Genomic DNA, 16,399 nt, shown 5'->3' on the forward strand with positions numbered 1-16,399 from the left:
TACCTCTTTATTCTTTGTACTGCCTTTAGGCTTGCGATTACTGCGCTGCGACAGAAAGGTTGTCTAACTTCATTTCCAAAAGCGGATTGTTAGCATTTTTTTCTAGTGCATTTGAATAGGCTGAACGTGCGTCGTCAAATTTCTCCTGCTTTACATATACATCGCCTTTAAGCTCTGAAACCTCGGCAGAAAATGCGTCGTTAGCCACATTGCCAAGGGTAGACAACGCAGCATCAAGCTGGTTCATTTCAATTTGTACACGCGCTAATCGCAGCGAGGCCAACGATTTTAATTCGTCGTTGTCAGCAAAAGTAACAACACTGTTTAAGTGTGATGCCGCAGCGTCTAAATCGCCAGCGTCTACTGATTGCTTTGCGGCAAGTAAACGCGCAATGCTGGCATAACCGCTATCTTGGTTCTCTTCTATAAATGCAGTAATTTTTGCGTCACTGCCTTCGTTACCAAACGTTTCGACTGCACTCTGATAGGCGACTGATGCAGCCTCTTTGCTTTGCATCTGTGTTTCAGAATAATACCGCCAGCCCCAAAGGCCTCCTAGACCTAGCGCAGCGCCGACGATAATGGCAGTGCCATGCTCTTTCCAAAAGCGCTTAATCGCTTCTACTTGTTGTTCTTCTGTTGCGAACTGTTCCATGGTGTCCTCTTTTTATTTTGCGCCCAGCATCTCTGCAACCTTATCAGATAAGGCATCAAAGCTGACTGTAACCTGTTCTTGACCATCGCGCAGTGGTTTAACACCGACTTCGCGAGACTGCATTTCGTCATTACCTAAAAGCAACGCCAAACTAGCACCTGTTTTGTCAGCACGCTTAAGTTGTTTCTTAAAATTGCCGCCGCCACAGTGCATCATAATACGTGCTTTTGGAAGGGAATTACGAAGATGCTCTGCTACTTCAATAGCATAAGACTGCGACTCATCACCCATCGCTGTTACGTAAACATCTGCAAAGCTAGTATCCTGACCTTCTTCTGTCAGCGTCGTGAGCAACAGTACCAAACGTTCTATGCCCATAGCAAAGCCAACCGCCGGCGTTGCTTTGCCACCAAGTTGCTCTACTAAGCCGTCGTAACGACCACCAGCACATACCGTACCTTGTGCACCTAAACTTTCCGTAACCCACTCAAAAACCGTACGGTTATAATAATCAAGCCCACGAACTAAGCGAGGGTTTATCTCAAATGGTATACCCGCTTGCGTTAAACGTGCGCATAGGGTTTCAAAATGGACTTTAGACTCTTCGTCAAGATGATCGATTAGCGCTGGCGCATCGGCAATCGCCGCCTGTACATCAGGGTTCTTTGAATCAAGTACGCGAAGAGGGTTTGTTTCGAGTCGACGTAAAGAATCTTCATCAAGCTGGTGTGCACGTTCTTTAAGGAATGCTACAAGCATATCGCGATAAGCCGCACGTGCTTCATTCGAACCTAATGTATTAATTTGCAGCTTTACATGCTGTTCAATACCAAACGCTTTCCAAAAACGAGCACTAAGAAGAATGACTTCCAGATCAATGTCAGGTCCGTCCATACCGTATGTTTCTACACCAAACTGGTGGAACTGGCGATAACGTCCTTTTTGCGGACGTTCATGGCGGAACATTGGTCCCATGTACCAAAGGCGCTGCTGCTGGTTATATAATAAACCATGCTCGTTGCCTGCACGCACGCAGCTTGCTGTACCTTCAGGACGAAGCGTCAAGCTGTCGCCATTTCTATCTTCGAAGGTATACATCTCTTTTTCTACGATATCGGTCACTTCACCGATAGAGCGCTTAAATAAGTCGGTGCTTTCAACGATGGGGGTACGTATTTCTTGGTAACCGTAACTCGCCACTGTTTGACGAAGTACAGATTCTACCTTCTGCCATGTACCGGAAATCTCCGGTAGGCAGTCATTCATGCCTCGAATTGCCTGAATAGTCTTAGCCACGTGAAATTCTCATACTGCTAAATAGTGAAAAGCCCCGCATTATAGGGGCTTTGGGAATAAACAACAATGAACAAAAATATTCTTAGTCTTTCACTGACACCTGAATTTTGTTTTGCTCACTCATGCGTGAAGCCTTGGCGCGAATTTTGGCTTCCAGCTTATCGACGAGATCATCGTTTGGAAGGCGCTCTTTAACGCGTTTGCCGTCTTCGTACAGGCCGCTCATGTTGCGCGCACCAGTCAGGCCTAAATCAGACACTTCTGCCTCACCTGGCCCATTAACCACGCAACCGATGATAGACACATCCATCGGGGTAAGAATATCTTCTAAACGCTGCTCTAGCGCATTCACCGTTCCGATAACGTCGAATTCCTGTCTTGAACAACTAGGGCAGGCTATAAAATTAATGCCTCGTGAACGAATACGCAGTGACTTTAAGATATCAAAGCCTACTTTGATCTCCTCTACTGGATCGGCTGCCAACGAAACACGCAGCGTGTCGCCAATCCCTTCTGCCAAGAGCATACCAAGGCCTACGGCACTTTTCACCGCACCAGCGCGCTGTCCACCAGCTTCAGTAATGCCAAGATGAAGCGGTTGATCAATTTCTTTTGCAAGAAGTCGATATGCACCAACGGCAAGAAAAACATCCGACGCTTTGACGCTAACTTTAAACTGGTCAAAATTGAGTTTATCCAAAATATCGACATGTCGCATAGCCGATTCAACAAGCGCTTGCGGCGTTGGTTCACCATACTTTTCTTGTAAGTCTTTTTCTAATGAGCCACCATTGACACCAATCCGGATAGGGATATTTTTATCTTTTGCGCAATCAACGACAGAACGAACTCGCTCCATATTACCAATATTTCCAGGGTTAATGCGCAGACAATCCACACCGTATTCTGCCACCTTCAAGGCAATGCGGTAGTCAAAGTGAATGTCAGCCACTAACGGCACGCTCACCTGTTTTTTTATTTCTTTAAAAGCTTCTGCCGCTTCCATGGTAGGAACCGACACACGAACAATCTCACCGCCCACAGCAACGATGCGATTGATTTGATCAACAGTCGCCGCCACGTCAGTTGTGCGGGTGTTTGTCATAGACTGAACAGCAATGGGGGCACCATCACCAATAGGAACGTTACCTACATTAATACGCGTAGACTTTCTGCGTTTAATGGGACTTTCTGCAAACATCTAAATACCTATAAAGGAAGTGCAAAGCGAGCGGTTCTTCCATTTTGATAAGAAGAAATATCGACTGGCTCGCCGTTAATTGTTATTCGCACATTATCCGGTGCACCGAGCGTAACTTCAACAGGCGGAACACCCTGAATTTCCATTATACGCCCTTTTTGCTTTACGCCGTAGGCTATTGGCTCTCCAGAAGCATCTTTGATGTTAACCCAGCAATCATCATCAAATGCAAACACCATTGAAATGGGTTGCGCACTTGCCTGTGCGCCTGTAACAAGGTTGGGGAGCTCTGCGTCCTCGCTTTGAACAGCTTCGACCAGCGTAGATAAATTATTACTTTCATCGACAGGGGTACTTGGCGCTGAGTTCACATCATCGCCAGCGCCGTCGTTTGAATCACTTATTTCTGATTCGGCTAGGCCTGCTAGTGGTTCTGAATCAGTGCTTTCATTTATCACTAAGTCATTGGTAGACGAATTGTTATTCGAGGCGTTATCGTTTAAAGGAACAGGGGCGCTTGCGGCTTCTCGTTTAATCGTTTCTGCTAGGGAAACATCATCAACCGTGTCATCGCTGGGTTGTTGGTACCACCAAACGACCACACCAGCAACAATAAGCAACAGGATGACATAGGTGACCATCATCCAACGGTCATCATGTGTCTGTTTTGCGACACGTTTCGAAAAACTCTGTAGCTTTTCAGATGAAGGAACAGACGTTTGGTTATGAAACCGCTCAAACGCTTCAATGACTGCGTGCGAGTTCATACCCAGTTGTTTAGCGTAATTCCTTACGTAGCCCTTCGTAAAGGTAATAGATGTAGTCTCATCAATAATGTCGCATTCCAACGCATTGATTTGTTGAGATTTTAAAAATAACTTACTCGCTATATCTTGTTGAGAAAGGCCAAGTTGCTCCCTGCGAGCTTTTAGCATTTCTCCTGGACTTGGCGTACTTTTTTCTTGTTGCGAATTCACTTCTTGGTTCGCGTTTTCTTCTGACACCATTAAATTCTATTCCTCCTGCATTTCGGGTGGCACTAGCCAAATCTTTTGTCCAGCAATAATAGCGCCAGAACTTTGCAACTTGTTCCACTTTTGCAGTTTAGTCATACGGATGTTATGCAACAAAGAAATACGATATAAGTTTTCGCCTTCTTTTACTACATGGAATTTAGCGGACTGTGCAGAAACACCCGCAAGCGATGCCGCTTCGCTCGCTTTCATTGAGGTATTAATATCAGCATTTCGGTTTTCTAACGGCTTAGCAGCGTCAGCGTTACTAGACTTCTCTTTTGATAGCGTTGGCGAAGTAGACTTTAGAGTACGCACACTGCCAGTTGTTAGCGCGCTTCTTTGCTCTTTAAAGCGTAATGCTTGAGCACTGTCTGGAAACATTGAAAGCAACATCTCGCCGTAACTTTGGGCGGCTTCGTAATTGTACCGCCCCTTCGCGATTTCATATGACAAAAACAAATAATCAGGAGACACGCGAGCAACCCTTTCGTATCGTTCTAAGGTTCTTTTAGCTTGATCCCATTGTTCTGAGTCACTGTACAGTTCTGCCAACAAAAATAAGGTTTTTGGTCTTGCAGGCTGATGCTTTAACGCCTCGTTGAAGTAATTGATTGCTTCGTCTTGTTGCCCCTGACTTTGCGCACAAAGCGCCAGATTCTCATAGGTTTGCGCAGCGTTAGCGTAAAGACGATTTTCAATGGCTTGTAAAAAATATGTTTTTGCCTCTGAATATTGTCCTAACTGACATTTAAAAGCACCATAGCTGTTAGTAATGTTACCGTTATCAGGGGCTATATCCATCGCGGTTTCATAAAATTCTTCAGCTCTGCCATTGTCACCAACCAGCTGATAGTAATATGCCATTGCAAACTGCACATCGGCCGAACGCGGATTGAACTTCAAGGCTTTATCTAGATTTTGCTTTGCCTGCGTATAATTGTTGTTTTTAAGATAGGTAAGGCCAAGAGAGACTCGCGTTTTTGCGGCCTCTTCATAATCAAATCCAGAACCACCTGTTGAGCCACTGCTCACACATCCAGCCAGTAAAAGAGCGGTACTTAAAAGTCCAGCTCGTATCGATGTTCGCAAATCCAATAGCATTGTCTTACCCTAATATCTTAATGATTATTGGGCCATTTTTACCGAAATTGCTTCGCCCTTCACCTGTTTTTTTAACATTCTTTTGGTTCTGTCTACAACATCACCAACCAATTGGCCGCAAGCAGCGTCAATATCGTCACCACGTGTTTTACGCACAACAGTGGTAAACCCATATTCCATAAGCACTTTTGCAAACCTATCGATGCGAGAGTTGCTCGAGCATGTGTAAGGAGAACCTGGGTATGGGTTAAAAGGTATTAAATTTATCTTACTTGGTGTGTCTTTCAATACCTTTGCCAGTTGGTGCGCCTGCTCAGTGCTGTCATTGATATTTGAAAGCATGACGTATTCCACTGTTACGCGGCCTTGGTTCGCTTTAGACTTAGCCAAGTAACGGCGTACGCCTGCCAAGAATGCCTCGATATTGTATTTCTTATTGATAGGCACGATTTCGTTGCGTAACTCATCGGTGGGGGCGTGTAGTGAAATAGCTAATGCCACATCTATTTGGTCGCCCAACATATCTAGCGCAGGTACTACACCAGATGTACTTAGGGTAACGCGGCGTTTGGACAGGCCGAAACCGAAGTCGTCCAACATAATATCCATTGCTGGTACAACGTTTTTAAGGTTAAGCAATGGTTCACCCATGCCCATCATTACTACGTTGGTGATAGGGCGTTTGCTTGAGTCTTTTGAAAGACCAAGGAAAGTAGCTACACGCCATACCTGCCCAATAATTTCACTCACGCTTAGGTTACGGTTGAACCCCTGTTGCGCGGTTGAACAGAAAGTACACTCTAGCGCGCAACCTACCTGTGATGACACGCAAAGCGTTGCACGGTCAGTTTCTGGGATCCAAACAGATTCAACTTCCTGACCACCTTCAAGGGTAAGTGCAAACTTAATAGTGCCGTCGCTCGCTTCTTGAAAGTATGCAATTTCAGGCGCTTTAATTTCGCAATTTTCAATGAGCATCGCGCGAAGGTTTTTATTGAGGTTACTCATTTCCTCGAAATCGCTGATACCGTGCTGGTAAATCCATTTCATTACCTGATCGGCACGAAACGGCTTCTCGCCCATTTCTTTAAAGAAATTGCGCAAGCCTTCGCGATTTAAGTTTAATAAGTTAGTTTTTGCCATGAATAAGATGACCCTTTTACCTTCGAGGGATGCCCCCTCTTACTACTGAATACGGTGTAAAAATCAGCGATTCGACTATGTCTTGAGCGACATTTAAGAAAAAGAAAATCACTGATTAAAATTTGCGCGGATTTTACCACAAATGAGATTTGAGAAAAAGCCGATTTAACGCAGAGAAATGTTAAGCTTGGCAATGCGCGAGAAGCGAGGTTCAGTGCACCTAAATAAGCGCCGAGCAAAGCAGCATAAAGCGTGCTCGTGACCTTTGTAAGTGACTGAGCGCGTTTTAGACAATGCGCGAGAAGCGTGGTTTAGTGCACCTAAATGAGCGCCGAGCAAAGCAGCATAAAGCGTGCTCAGACACTTACAAACAAAAACGGGGCCCGAGGGCCCCGCTTTTCAAACAACCAGTCTTCGCTTAGCGAGTACGTGGGCAGATTTCTTCTTCAGAGAAGAAGTAAGCAATTTCACGTGCTGCTGATTCAGGTGCGTCAGAACCGTGAACTGCGTTTTCGTCGATTGACGCAGCGTAGTCTGAACGTAGTGTACCTGCAGCTGCATCAGCTGGGTTAGTTGCGCCCATGATTTCACGGTTAGCTAGAACAGCATTTTCGCCTTCTAGTACTTGAACCATAACCGGACCAGACGTCATGAAGTCTACAAGTGCGCCGAAGAAAGGACGCTCTTTGTGTTCTGCATAGAAGCCTTCTGCTTGCTCTTTGCTCATGTGGATCATCTTAGATGCCACGATGCGAAGACCTGCAGATTCGAAACGGTTGTAAATTGCACCGATTACGTTTTTAGCTACCGCATCAGGCTTGATAATCGAAAAAGTACGCTCAAGAGCCATGTTCTCTCTCCAAACAAATAGTGTATGTATCTTTAAAATTTTGGCCGCGAATTATAGGCAATAAATAGCAGCTTGACCAGAGCCTTTATCAAATCAGATATAAAGTACTGTTTTTATGCGTAAATGTAGAGAAAGGATAGCCTGTTAGCGATGACAATATGATGACAGCGTACAGAATATTTTGCGCGATACGTGGTTACCGGCAACTGTATCTGCGCCCTGCCTTTTCTATGAGACCCTAAAACGGCGTAAAGAAACCAACGCTTAAAAAGTTAAGCGTTGGCTTTTGCTAATTCTTGAATTTTACCCACGATGGCGCGTAAGCCATTACCGCGAGTTGGCGTGATATGACGCTCTAGGTCTAATGCTTCAAAATAGCCGTCAATATCAAACGCCAAAATATCTGTTGGCGTCTTGTCATTATAAGCAGCAAGTACTAACGCAAGTAAGCCTTGAACGATAACTGCATCGCTGTCCACGTCAAAGTTGATTTTATTGCCGTCATAAGACTCCACCAACCAAACGCTGCTCTGACAACCTTTAACCAAACGCTCGGGGGTTTTAGCATCTTCAGGCAAGCCCGGAATAGATTTCCCTAAATCAATGATGTACTGATAACGCTGTTCCCAATCGTCGAAGAACGCTAGATCATCAATAATTTCGTCACTGCTAGGTAGTTGCATTGCTATTTCCGCTTAATTTATTTGAAAAGTTGTGTGATTAAATTTCACTGCGTGGATGACTAGAAGAACAGACCCGCTTCAAGCTGAGCTTCTTCGCTCATCATGTCTCGTGACCAAGCTGGGTCGAAAACCAACTCAACCTCCACGTTTTTAACATGAGGCACCATAGCTACGCGATATTCCACATCACCAACTAAAACTGGCCCCATGCCACAGCCCGGTGCTGTAAGCGTCATATCGATATTTACGGCACCAGATGCTTGATCAACATCCACTTTATAGATAAGGCCGAGCGATACAAGGTTAATGGGAATTTCAGGGTCATAAATAGTTTCTAACGCGTCCCACACTTGCTGCTCGCTAATGTTGCCATCTTCTGGCGCGTCAAAGCTTAATGTCATCGCTTTACGGCCAATAGCACCTGCATCAGTACCGTCGATGCGGTACATGTTACCGCGCCACGTTACCGTATAGTTACCACCGAGCTCTTGGGTGATATTCACAAACTCGCCTTCAGGGATCACGGTTGGATTACCCGCGGGAACTAAGCGCGCTTTACAGTCACGCTCGGTGGTCACCATTTTTTGCTTCATAAACTACTTATTACTCTTTGTTCTTCCACTGATGAACTTTAACGTGGCACTTAGCCTACGTTAAAGCTTTCACCGCATCCGCACTCATCAACCACGTTTGGATTGTTGTATTTAATGACGCCGTTCACACCTTCTGTAACGTAATCAATCTCTGTATTACGCAGTAGGTCGGTGGCATCTGCAGCCACAGCTACGTTAAGTACTGGCGAAATTTCAACAATTTCGTCATCGGCTTGCGCACTATCTGCGAAATCTAGCACGTAAGCGTAACCTGTACAGCCGCTGACTTTTGTCGATAAACGAATTAACTGACCAGGCTTGTCTTTAAGCTTACTTTCGAAATGCTTAACGGCACTGTCAGTTAGCGAAATGAGTTTTGTACTAGGTACGAAAGTTTCAACACTCATAATGCCTCCTTAGGCCAACATCATTTTTGCTTTTTTAAGCGCAGCAAATAGGCTGTCTACTTCTTCAAGCGTATTGTAAATTGAGAACGACGCACGGGCAGTACCCGGAATACCAAAACGCTTCATTAGCGGCTGTGCACAGTTATCACCGGTACGGATTGCAACACCTTGTCTATCCAGAATAAAGCCTACGTCCGCTGGGTGCGCGCCTTCAAGTAGAAAGCTCAGCACGCCTACCTTATTAGGTGCAGTACCGATGATACGCATGCCGTCAAGCGCTTCGGCTTGCTCGGTAGCGTAAGCAAGTAGCTTCTGCTCGTGCTCGTGTAATGCTTGTACATCAAGGGCACTAAACCAATCTACTGCAGCGCCCATACCAATGGCACCTGCAATGTTTGGCGTACCGGCTTCTAAACGATTTGGCAATGCACCCCATGTGGCTTCATGGTAGGTCACGTCTTTGATCATCTCGCCGCCTACCTGCCAAACAGGCCAGGTTTCTAGCACCTCTTTTTTGCCCCACAGACAGCCAATGCCAGTTGGGCCGAATAGCTTGTGGCCTGAAAATGCGTAAAAATCACAGCCAATGTCTTGAACGTCAACACCGCCGTGAGCAATACCTTGTGCGCCATCAACCAGCACCCATGCGCCAACCGCTTTCGCTTTTTCAGTAAGCAGTTTAATTGGGTTAACCGTTCCTAGTGCATTTGATACATGAGGAAACGCCACTAGCTTAGTGTTTTCAGACAGCAGTCTATCGAAAGCGTCTACGTCTAACTCGCCACTGTCGAAAATAGGTACAACATTCAGTGTTGCACCAGAGCGGCGACACGCTTGCTGCCAGGTCACCAAGTTAGCGTGGTGCTCTAGTTCAGTCACCATCACTTCGTCACCTTCACTAAGAAGTTGACCAAGACCATTGGCGACTATATTGATGGCTTCCGTGGTGCCCGACGTCCAGATAACTTCTTCACGCGCTTTCGCGTTAATGAACTTTGCAACGCTGGTACGTGCATTTTCGTAACGGCGCGTGGCTTCATCCGATAAATGGTGCGCACCGCGGTGCACGTTTGCATTCGTCCCCGTATAAAAATCTACTAAGGCGTCGATAACGGCCTGAGGTTTTTGCGTTGTTGCCGCGTTATCTAGGTATACCAGCGGCTTGCCGTCTACCGTTTTAGATAAAATAGGAAACTGGGCACGAAGTGCTGCAACGTCTAAGCTCATTTCACCTCCATTTGGGCGAAACGCTCGCTCAAGATAGGCGCAAGCCACTCACGTACTGCTACGTTTGGCACATCGTTGATAAGCTCTTGAATGAAGCCAAAGTTGAGCATTACCAGTGCTTTACTGCGAGAAACGCCGCGGGTAAGCATGTAATACAAGGCTTCTTCTTCAATTTCAGCAACCGTTGCACCGTGCGCACATTTTACGTCGTCAGCATAAATTTCAAGCTCTGGCTTGGTGTTGATAACGCCGCGGCGAGATAGCAACAAGTTTCGGTTATTTAGTTCAGCCAATGTCTTTTGCGCATCACGATGAATATGAATGCGACCATTGAACACGGCACGTGCTTTATCGCCTACAATCCCACGCGCGTTTTCTTCTGTTGTGCCATTAGGCATGGCGTGCTCAATGGTGGAGTGAAGGTCAAATAACTCGCCTTCTGCCAGAAGGTAAATGGCGTTCATTTTCGCATCGGCAAATTCGCCGGCGTGATGAATATCTACATCTAAACGCGAAAGCTCGCTTCCATAGCCCACCATGGTGCTGTTAAGCGTGGTGCGGTTATGCAGTTTGAAGTGGCTACCGCCTAATTGCTTGGCTTTGCCAGTAAACATGGCAAAACGATAGTGCTCTAGATGCGCATCGTCAGCCAAGTCATATTCAGCAAACGCAGTGGTTAAACTTTCTGTATCGCCAAAACCTTGTTCGATAACAGTAGCACTTGCGCCTTCAGCAACCTTCACCACCACACGCGTATGGGCATCAACGTTCTGCGAGGCCATATTCACAATGCGAATTGGCGTGTCAATCTTCGCACCCGCTTCAACATTAATAAATACACCGTGTTGGCACAGCGCGTCGTTAACTAGGCCAAACATATGACGAGTTGGTTTAACTTGACCATACACACTGCTAATAGCTTGCTGGGTAGCCGCATCATCACTGTTTAGTGACGTAATACTCATACCGGCTGGCACATCTAGCGTGTTAACCTGCGTAACCAATACACCGTCTACAAATACAAGGTCGATAGCATCTAGGTTATCGATAGCGGGTACCGGTAAACTGTCTGCTTGAACCGCTTGTTTTGCATCACGCTTTTCTACAGGCGTTAACGGTGTAAAGCGCCAGCTTTCGTTTCTACGGGCTGGCCAACCATCAGCTTTTAACTTTTCTAAGGCCTGCTGACGCACGGGCGCTAAGTAATCGGAGATTTGCGCCGCATCAATGACCTGTTCTAGCCATTGACTCATGCTTCAGCCTCCTCGTACGCTTTACCTAGGAATGCGTATCCGCTCTTCTCTACTTCTAGCGCTAGTGACGCGTCACCGCTTTTCACAATTTTGCCGTCGGCAAGAATGTGTACAAAGTCAGGCTTGATGTAGTCTAGAAGACGCTGGTAGTGGGTAACAACGATGAAGCTGCGCTCGCCATCGCGCTGACTGTTAACGCCGTCGGCAACAACCTGTAGCGCGTCAACGTCAAGGCCAGAATCTGATTCATCAAGAATACAAAGCGTTGGCTCAAGCAAAATCATTTGCATGATCTCGTTACGCTTCTTCTCACCGCCAGAGAAACCTTCGTTCACACCGCGCTTCAAGAAATCCAATGGAAGCTGTACTTGCTTACACGCTTCTTTTGCTTTCTTTAAAAACTCAGCAGCAGTTAATGGCGCTTCGCCGCGCTGTTCGCGCATAGCGTTAACTGACTCTTTCATGAATTCCATATTGCTTACGCCAGGAATTTCAACTGGGTATTGGAACGCAAGGAAAAGGCCTTCGCGGGCACGTTCTTCTACTTCAAGCTCTAGTAGATCTTTACCGTTAAGCGTGGCTTCGCCTTCGCTTACTTCGTAACCATCACGACCAGATAGGACGTAGCCTAGTGTACTTTTACCGGCTCCGTTGGGGCCCATGATAGCGTGTACTTCACCAGGTTTAACTTCAAGGTTAAGACCCTTAATGATGTTCTTCTCTTCCACGCTGGCATGTAAATTCTTGATACTAAGCATTGATTACCCCACTGAACCTTCAAGACTAATTTCGAGCAGCTTGCCGGCTTCTACGGCAAATTCCATTGGCAGCTCTTTGAATACTTCTTTACAGAAACCGTTAACAATCATAGAAACGGCCTTTTCTGTGTCTAAACCACGCTGCTGACACAGGAATAATTGTTCGTCGCTCACCTTCGATGTTGTTGCTTCGTGCTCAACAATGGCTGAAGGGTTACGGCTTTCGATATACGGGAATGTGTGCGCGCCACATTTGTCACCGATAAGTAGCGAGTCACACTCGGTGAAATTACGTGCTCCGTCTGCGCGAGGGCCCATTTGGACTAGTCCGCGATAGGCGTTATTACTGTTACCCGCTGAGATACCTTTAGAGATGATGGTCGACTTGGTATTTTTACCCACGTGGATCATCTTAGTACCGGTATCAGCCTGCTGGCGACCGCGCGTTAGCGCTACTGAGTAGAATTCACCTACACTGTTGTCACCTTTAAGTACACAGCTTGGGTACTTCCACGTAACCGCTGAGCCCGTCTCAACCTGCGTCCACGAGATTTTCGCATTAGTATGCGCTACACCGCGTTTTGTCACGAAGTTGTAGATACCGCCTTTACCGTTCTCGTCACCCGGATACCAGTTCTGTACCGTTGAGTATTTAATCTGCGCGTCGTCCATTGCCACTAGCTCAACCACTGCCGCATGCAGCTGGTTTTCATCACGCTGTGGTGCGGTACAACCTTCAAGGTAGCTTACATAGCTGCCTTCATCGGCGACGATTAAGGTACGCTCGAACTGACCGGTGTTCATTTCGTTAATACGAAAATAAGTAGAAAGCTCCATTGGGCAACGTGTGCCTTTTGGAATATAAACAAATGAACCATCAGTAAACACGGCGCTGTTAAGCGCAGCAAAATAGTTATCTGTGCGCGGCACTACCGAACCGATGTATTTCTTTACAAGGTCTGGGTACTTCTGTACTGCCTCAGAAATTGGGCAAAAGATCACGCCCGCTTCTTCAAGCTTATCACGGAACGTAGTTACAACCGATACCGAGTCGAATACCGCATCTACCGCAACGCCTGCCAGCATTTCCTGCTCGTGTAGAGGTATGCCCAGCTTTTCATAGGTGCGAAGTAGCTCAGGGTCAACTTCATCTAGCGACTTAGGCTTATCTTTCATACTCTTTGGTGCTGAGTAATAAGAAATGGCCTGATAATCGATTTTCGGATAGTCGACATGCGCCCAATCTGGCTCTTCCATTTCCAGCCATGCATGATAAGACTTCAAACGCCATTCAAGCATCCATTCAGGCTCGTTTTTCATTGCTGATATGCGGCGGATAACCGACTCGTCCAGGCCGCTTTCAAACGTTTCCGATTCGATTTCTGAATAGAAACCCGCATCGTACTTTCTTTCTAACGCCTGTTCGATCTGTTCACTCATGTTGGGATCTCACTTGTTTGCCTGCATTTGCTGCCACTAACCTTTCTACTTAACTGGCAAATAAATCACCCCACGGTCTTGGTAATTTATATAGACTTTCAACTTCAACAACTTAATTTACTTGGGTAATTCCCCAACAGCATTGTCGAAACTGCCAGTTACATTGCGGACAGCCTAAAATTTTGGTGCCGTAGTATATAATACCCGACTATTTCACTCAAATATTCAGCCATTAATTTATGGCCACTTACGTGTTTTAAACGCTGCTTAAAGGTCAATTTCCTTCAAACGCGCATTAATTTTCTTCCACATTCACTAAAATAAAAAAGAATGCGCTAACACTAACTACGCTTTGCCTACTACAAAAACGCGTGCTCAACGACGGTATAGACGTTTATGCTGAAACCGCTTGGCGTAGTCTTGTGGTTACATCCACTACTTTTTGTATTACGTAATCAATGTCTTCTTGGGTCGTAAAACGCCCCACGCTGAATCTAATTCCTGCATGCGCCAATTCGTTGCTGCGGCCAATCGCCTTTAACACATAAGAAGGCTCTAAACTCGCTGACGTACATGCCGACCCTGAAGATACGGCAATATCATTTAAGCCCATCATCAAGCTTTCACCGTCTACACCCGCGAAGCTCACATTTAGAATACCCGGGATACGCTGTGTAGCGTGGCCGTTTAAATAGACATCGTCGAGCTGCTGAAGGCCCTGCCACAGCGATTCACGCAGCGCTAATATGCGCGCACTGTCCTCTTCCATTTTTGAGGAGGCTAGCGCGATGGCTTCACCCATCCCAACAATTTGGTGAGTGGCTAGTGTACCCGACCGCATACCGCGCTCGTGACCACCGCCATGAATTTGTGCCACCAGATTGATTTTCGGACGGCGACGCACAAATAGCGCCCCCATACCTTTCGGGCCATATACCTTGTGCGCTGATATAGACAGCAAATCAACCGGCAGCTCAGCTAAATCTATGGCAATTTTGCCAACACTTTGCGCACCATCAACATGAAAAAGAACGCCTTTGTCACGACAAAGCTGGCCAATAGCTTGAATGTCTTGGATAACGCCAAGTTCATTGTTCACATGCATCACTGACACCAAAATAGTGTCGTCGCGCAACGCGTTTTCGAGATCATTTAAACCAATTAAACCGTTTGGTGATACTTCAAGATAGGTAACCTCAAAGCCTTGGCTTTGTAAGTACTCACAGGTATCTAACACCGCTTTATGTTCGGTGTTAACGGTAATGATATGTTTACCTTTATTGGCATAACCTTGGGCGACGCCTTTTATTGCAAGATTGTTCGATTCAGTGGCCCCCGAAGTAAAAACAATTTCTCTAGGGTCACAATTAAGCGCGTCGCTGATTTGATTTCTAGCAACATCAACCGCTTCCTCTGCCATCCAGCCAAAGCGATAGCTACGAGACGCTGGATTACCAAAGTTGCCATCTAGCGTTAGGCATTTTGCCATTGCCTCGGCCACACTTGGGTCTACCGGTGTAGTTGCTGCGTAATCTAAATAAATGGGTGTTGATAAAGCCATTCGTTACTCAATACCAATTTAAAGTTGAATACTTACTTCAATATCGTTGGCGATGTTGCGCAGAGAAGCTGCATTATCTTGACGCCCTGCAACCTCTTGAACATCACGTTTCGCCATCAATTCGCCTAACGTTATTGAATTTAAAAATACGGAAATTCTATCGCTTAAATCTTGCCATAAGCTATGCGTAAGGCAGCGGTCACCACCCTGACAGTCAGCTTGGCCTTGGCAGCGTGTTGCATCAATCGATTCATCGACAGCGCGGATGACCTCGCCTATGGCAATCTCGCTCGCTTCACGGCCTAATAAGTAGCCACCACCGGGCCCTCGAACACTGTCCACCAGCTGTTCTTTACGCAATCGAGAAAAAAGCTGTTCAAGGTAAGATAAAGAAATTTCTTGTCGTTCTGAAATGTCGGCAAGAGGCACTGGACCACGCTTTGAATGCAAAGCGACATCAAGCATTGCGGTAACCGCATAGCGCCCTTTCGAAGTGAGTTTCATTGTATTCTCCCGCCGTTTGTAGTGCGGGAATTTTCACATACCCGACTAAAATGGTCAAGTATAAGACCCAGTAAACTAGTCAGGTATTTGTAGCTTCCAATCCAGAGCTGGAATGGTTTCTAACGAGTCTGGAATGCTAAGCCAGAATGGACGTGTGATCTAGCTGTGGTGTTTTTTCAAGCTTCGTATTTTTTCCAACAGAGCATCTAACATAGCCGCTCGTTGGTAGTGCGTTGATTTGGGTTAGTTTGATTGCTAAGGGAAGATGGCGGTTTCATTACCAAGTAACTTTGTCGTGTAATCATATCGCGTGGAAGGTAATAGCGCATATTCTAGCGATAGAGTGACATCAATATGCGGATCTAATCGGATTGCGGACCTCGACCTTTAGCAACAGCAGACCGTTATAGACAAGGAGCAGGCCCTCAGGGTTTAGGCTTCAAACTTCCGAGTTGTGCCAGAAGCGGACGCACAAGCTAACTCACTTTTGCCCAAAAAAGTTTAATGTAAAATCTTTAAAGTTGCGTGAAAAAAAACTTGCATTCTAACTTGATAAGTTGTCTATGAATTGAATGGAGTATCAAAGGGTTAGAGACTTTTAAAAACGATCTCTAAGTGCCTCGTATACTACTCTCACACAAACATTCAGCGAATTAAATAATTATTATAAAGCACAGTAAATCAATGGATTGAATTTTCAGCTTTGCTATT

General features: G+C 45.9%; 16 protein-coding genes. All 16 read right to left on the reverse strand.

The window, feature by feature from the left end; genetic code table 11:
* Positions 1-37: 37 nt before the first annotated feature.
* On the reverse strand, positions 38-655 hold the full coding sequence (locus BK026_RS08105) for a tetratricopeptide repeat protein (protein WP_071815414.1): 618 nt from the start codon (positions 653-655) through the stop codon (positions 38-40).
* Between the two features lie 12 nt (positions 656-667).
* Complete coding sequence (hisS, locus tag BK026_RS08110; RefSeq protein ID WP_071815415.1) at positions 668-1,951, reverse strand: histidine--tRNA ligase; 1,284 nt, start codon at positions 1,949-1,951, stop codon at positions 668-670.
* Positions 1,952-2,033: 82 nt separating this feature from the next.
* Positions 2,034-3,152, reverse strand: a complete 1,119-nt coding sequence (ispG, locus tag BK026_RS08115) for a flavodoxin-dependent (E)-4-hydroxy-3-methylbut-2-enyl-diphosphate synthase (RefSeq protein WP_071815416.1) — start codon at positions 3,150-3,152, stop codon at positions 2,034-2,036.
* 8 nt (positions 3,153-3,160) lie between these two features.
* Positions 3,161-4,159 carry a RodZ domain-containing protein gene (locus BK026_RS08120; protein ID WP_071815417.1) on the reverse strand — a complete coding sequence of 333 codons (999 nt, stop codon included), beginning with the start codon at positions 4,157-4,159 and terminating at the stop codon, positions 3,161-3,163.
* A gap of 6 nt (positions 4,160-4,165) precedes the next feature.
* Complete coding sequence (gene pilW, locus BK026_RS08125) at positions 4,166-5,269, reverse strand: type IV pilus biogenesis/stability protein PilW (protein WP_071815418.1); 1,104 nt, start codon at positions 5,267-5,269, stop codon at positions 4,166-4,168.
* Between the two features lie 24 nt (positions 5,270-5,293).
* On the reverse strand, positions 5,294-6,412 hold the full coding sequence (locus BK026_RS08130; protein ID WP_014977032.1) for a bifunctional tRNA (adenosine(37)-C2)-methyltransferase TrmG/ribosomal RNA large subunit methyltransferase RlmN: 1,119 nt from the start codon (positions 6,410-6,412) through the stop codon (positions 5,294-5,296).
* 418 nt (positions 6,413-6,830) lie between these two features.
* On the reverse strand, positions 6,831-7,262 hold the full coding sequence (ndk, locus tag BK026_RS08135; RefSeq protein ID WP_012519000.1) for a nucleoside-diphosphate kinase: 432 nt from the start codon (positions 7,260-7,262) through the stop codon (positions 6,831-6,833).
* 272 nt (positions 7,263-7,534) lie between these two features.
* A complete protein-coding gene (locus BK026_RS08140; protein WP_014950170.1) occupies positions 7,535-7,945 on the reverse strand; it encodes a SufE family protein in 411 nt (136 codons plus the stop codon).
* Between the two features lie 59 nt (positions 7,946-8,004).
* Positions 8,005-8,538, reverse strand: coding sequence for a putative Fe-S cluster assembly protein SufT (sufT, locus tag BK026_RS08145; protein ID WP_071815419.1), 534 nt, complete (start codon positions 8,536-8,538; stop codon positions 8,005-8,007).
* A gap of 50 nt (positions 8,539-8,588) precedes the next feature.
* A complete protein-coding gene (locus BK026_RS08150) occupies positions 8,589-8,945 on the reverse strand; it encodes an iron-sulfur cluster assembly accessory protein (RefSeq protein WP_014979828.1) in 357 nt (118 codons plus the stop codon).
* 9 nt (positions 8,946-8,954) lie between these two features.
* The gene (locus tag BK026_RS08155; protein WP_071815420.1) at positions 8,955-10,172 is read right to left on the reverse strand and encodes an aminotransferase class V-fold PLP-dependent enzyme; all 1,218 of its coding nucleotides are present in this window, start codon (positions 10,170-10,172) and stop codon (positions 8,955-8,957) included.
* Positions 10,169-11,425, reverse strand: coding sequence for a Fe-S cluster assembly protein SufD (sufD, locus tag BK026_RS08160; RefSeq protein WP_071815421.1), 1,257 nt, complete (start codon positions 11,423-11,425; stop codon positions 10,169-10,171). Before sufD ends, BK026_RS08155 begins: the two co-directional genes overlap by 4 nt.
* A complete protein-coding gene (gene sufC / locus BK026_RS08165) occupies positions 11,422-12,183 on the reverse strand; it encodes a Fe-S cluster assembly ATPase SufC (protein WP_014977037.1) in 762 nt (253 codons plus the stop codon). The genes sufD and sufC overlap by 4 nt, the downstream gene beginning before the upstream one ends.
* 3 nt (positions 12,184-12,186) lie before the next feature.
* Complete coding sequence (gene sufB / locus BK026_RS08170; protein WP_014950176.1) at positions 12,187-13,623, reverse strand: Fe-S cluster assembly protein SufB; 1,437 nt, start codon at positions 13,621-13,623, stop codon at positions 12,187-12,189.
* 394 nt (positions 13,624-14,017) lie between these two features.
* The gene (locus BK026_RS08175) at positions 14,018-15,184 is read right to left on the reverse strand and encodes an IscS subfamily cysteine desulfurase (protein WP_071815422.1); all 1,167 of its coding nucleotides are present in this window, start codon (positions 15,182-15,184) and stop codon (positions 14,018-14,020) included.
* Between the two features lie 18 nt (positions 15,185-15,202).
* Entirely contained in the window at positions 15,203-15,688 is a 486-nt protein-coding gene (gene iscR / locus BK026_RS08180; RefSeq protein ID WP_071815423.1) for a Fe-S cluster assembly transcriptional regulator IscR, read from the reverse strand.
* Between the last annotated feature and the right edge of the window lie 711 nt (positions 15,689-16,399).

Origin of the sequence: Alteromonas sp. V450, assembly GCF_001885075.1 — a bacterium.
Classification (GTDB): Bacteria; Pseudomonadota; Gammaproteobacteria; order Enterobacterales; family Alteromonadaceae; genus Alteromonas.

What these genes read in the sequence shown, in the direction of transcription:
- BK026_RS08105 (WP_071815414.1), bottom strand. Translation starts at nt 655, where the DNA reads ATGGAACAGTTCGCAACAGAAGAACAACAAGTAGAAGCGATTAAGCGC.
- ispG (WP_071815416.1), bottom strand. Translation starts at nt 3,152, where the DNA reads ATGTTTGCAGAAAGTCCCATTAAACGCAGAAAGTCTACGCGTATTAAT.
- BK026_RS08120 (WP_071815417.1), bottom strand. Translation starts at nt 4,159, where the DNA reads ATGGTGTCAGAAGAAAACGCGAACCAAGAAGTGAATTCGCAACAAGAA.
- pilW (WP_071815418.1), bottom strand. Translation starts at nt 5,269, where the DNA reads ATGCTATTGGATTTGCGAACATCGATACGAGCTGGACTTTTAAGTACC.
- BK026_RS08130 (WP_014977032.1), bottom strand. Translation starts at nt 6,412, where the DNA reads ATGGCAAAAACTAACTTATTAAACTTAAATCGCGAAGGCTTGCGCAAT.
- ndk (WP_012519000.1), bottom strand. Translation starts at nt 7,262, where the DNA reads ATGGCTCTTGAGCGTACTTTTTCGATTATCAAGCCTGATGCGGTAGCT.
- BK026_RS08140 (WP_014950170.1), bottom strand. Translation starts at nt 7,945, where the DNA reads ATGCAACTACCTAGCAGTGACGAAATTATTGATGATCTAGCGTTCTTC.
- sufT (WP_071815419.1), bottom strand. Translation starts at nt 8,538, where the DNA reads ATGAAGCAAAAAATGGTGACCACCGAGCGTGACTGTAAAGCGCGCTTA.
- BK026_RS08150 (WP_014979828.1), bottom strand. Translation starts at nt 8,945, where the DNA reads ATGAGTGTTGAAACTTTCGTACCTAGTACAAAACTCATTTCGCTAACT.
- BK026_RS08155 (WP_071815420.1), bottom strand. Translation starts at nt 10,172, where the DNA reads ATGAGCTTAGACGTTGCAGCACTTCGTGCCCAGTTTCCTATTTTATCT.
- sufD (WP_071815421.1), bottom strand. Translation starts at nt 11,425, where the DNA reads ATGAGTCAATGGCTAGAACAGGTCATTGATGCGGCGCAAATCTCCGAT.
- sufC (WP_014977037.1), bottom strand. Translation starts at nt 12,183, where the DNA reads ATGCTTAGTATCAAGAATTTACATGCCAGCGTGGAAGAGAAGAACATC.
- sufB (WP_014950176.1), bottom strand. Translation starts at nt 13,623, where the DNA reads ATGAGTGAACAGATCGAACAGGCGTTAGAAAGAAAGTACGATGCGGGT.
- BK026_RS08175 (WP_071815422.1), bottom strand. Translation starts at nt 15,184, where the DNA reads ATGGCTTTATCAACACCCATTTATTTAGATTACGCAGCAACTACACCG.
- iscR (WP_071815423.1), bottom strand. Translation starts at nt 15,688, where the DNA reads ATGAAACTCACTTCGAAAGGGCGCTATGCGGTTACCGCAATGCTTGAT.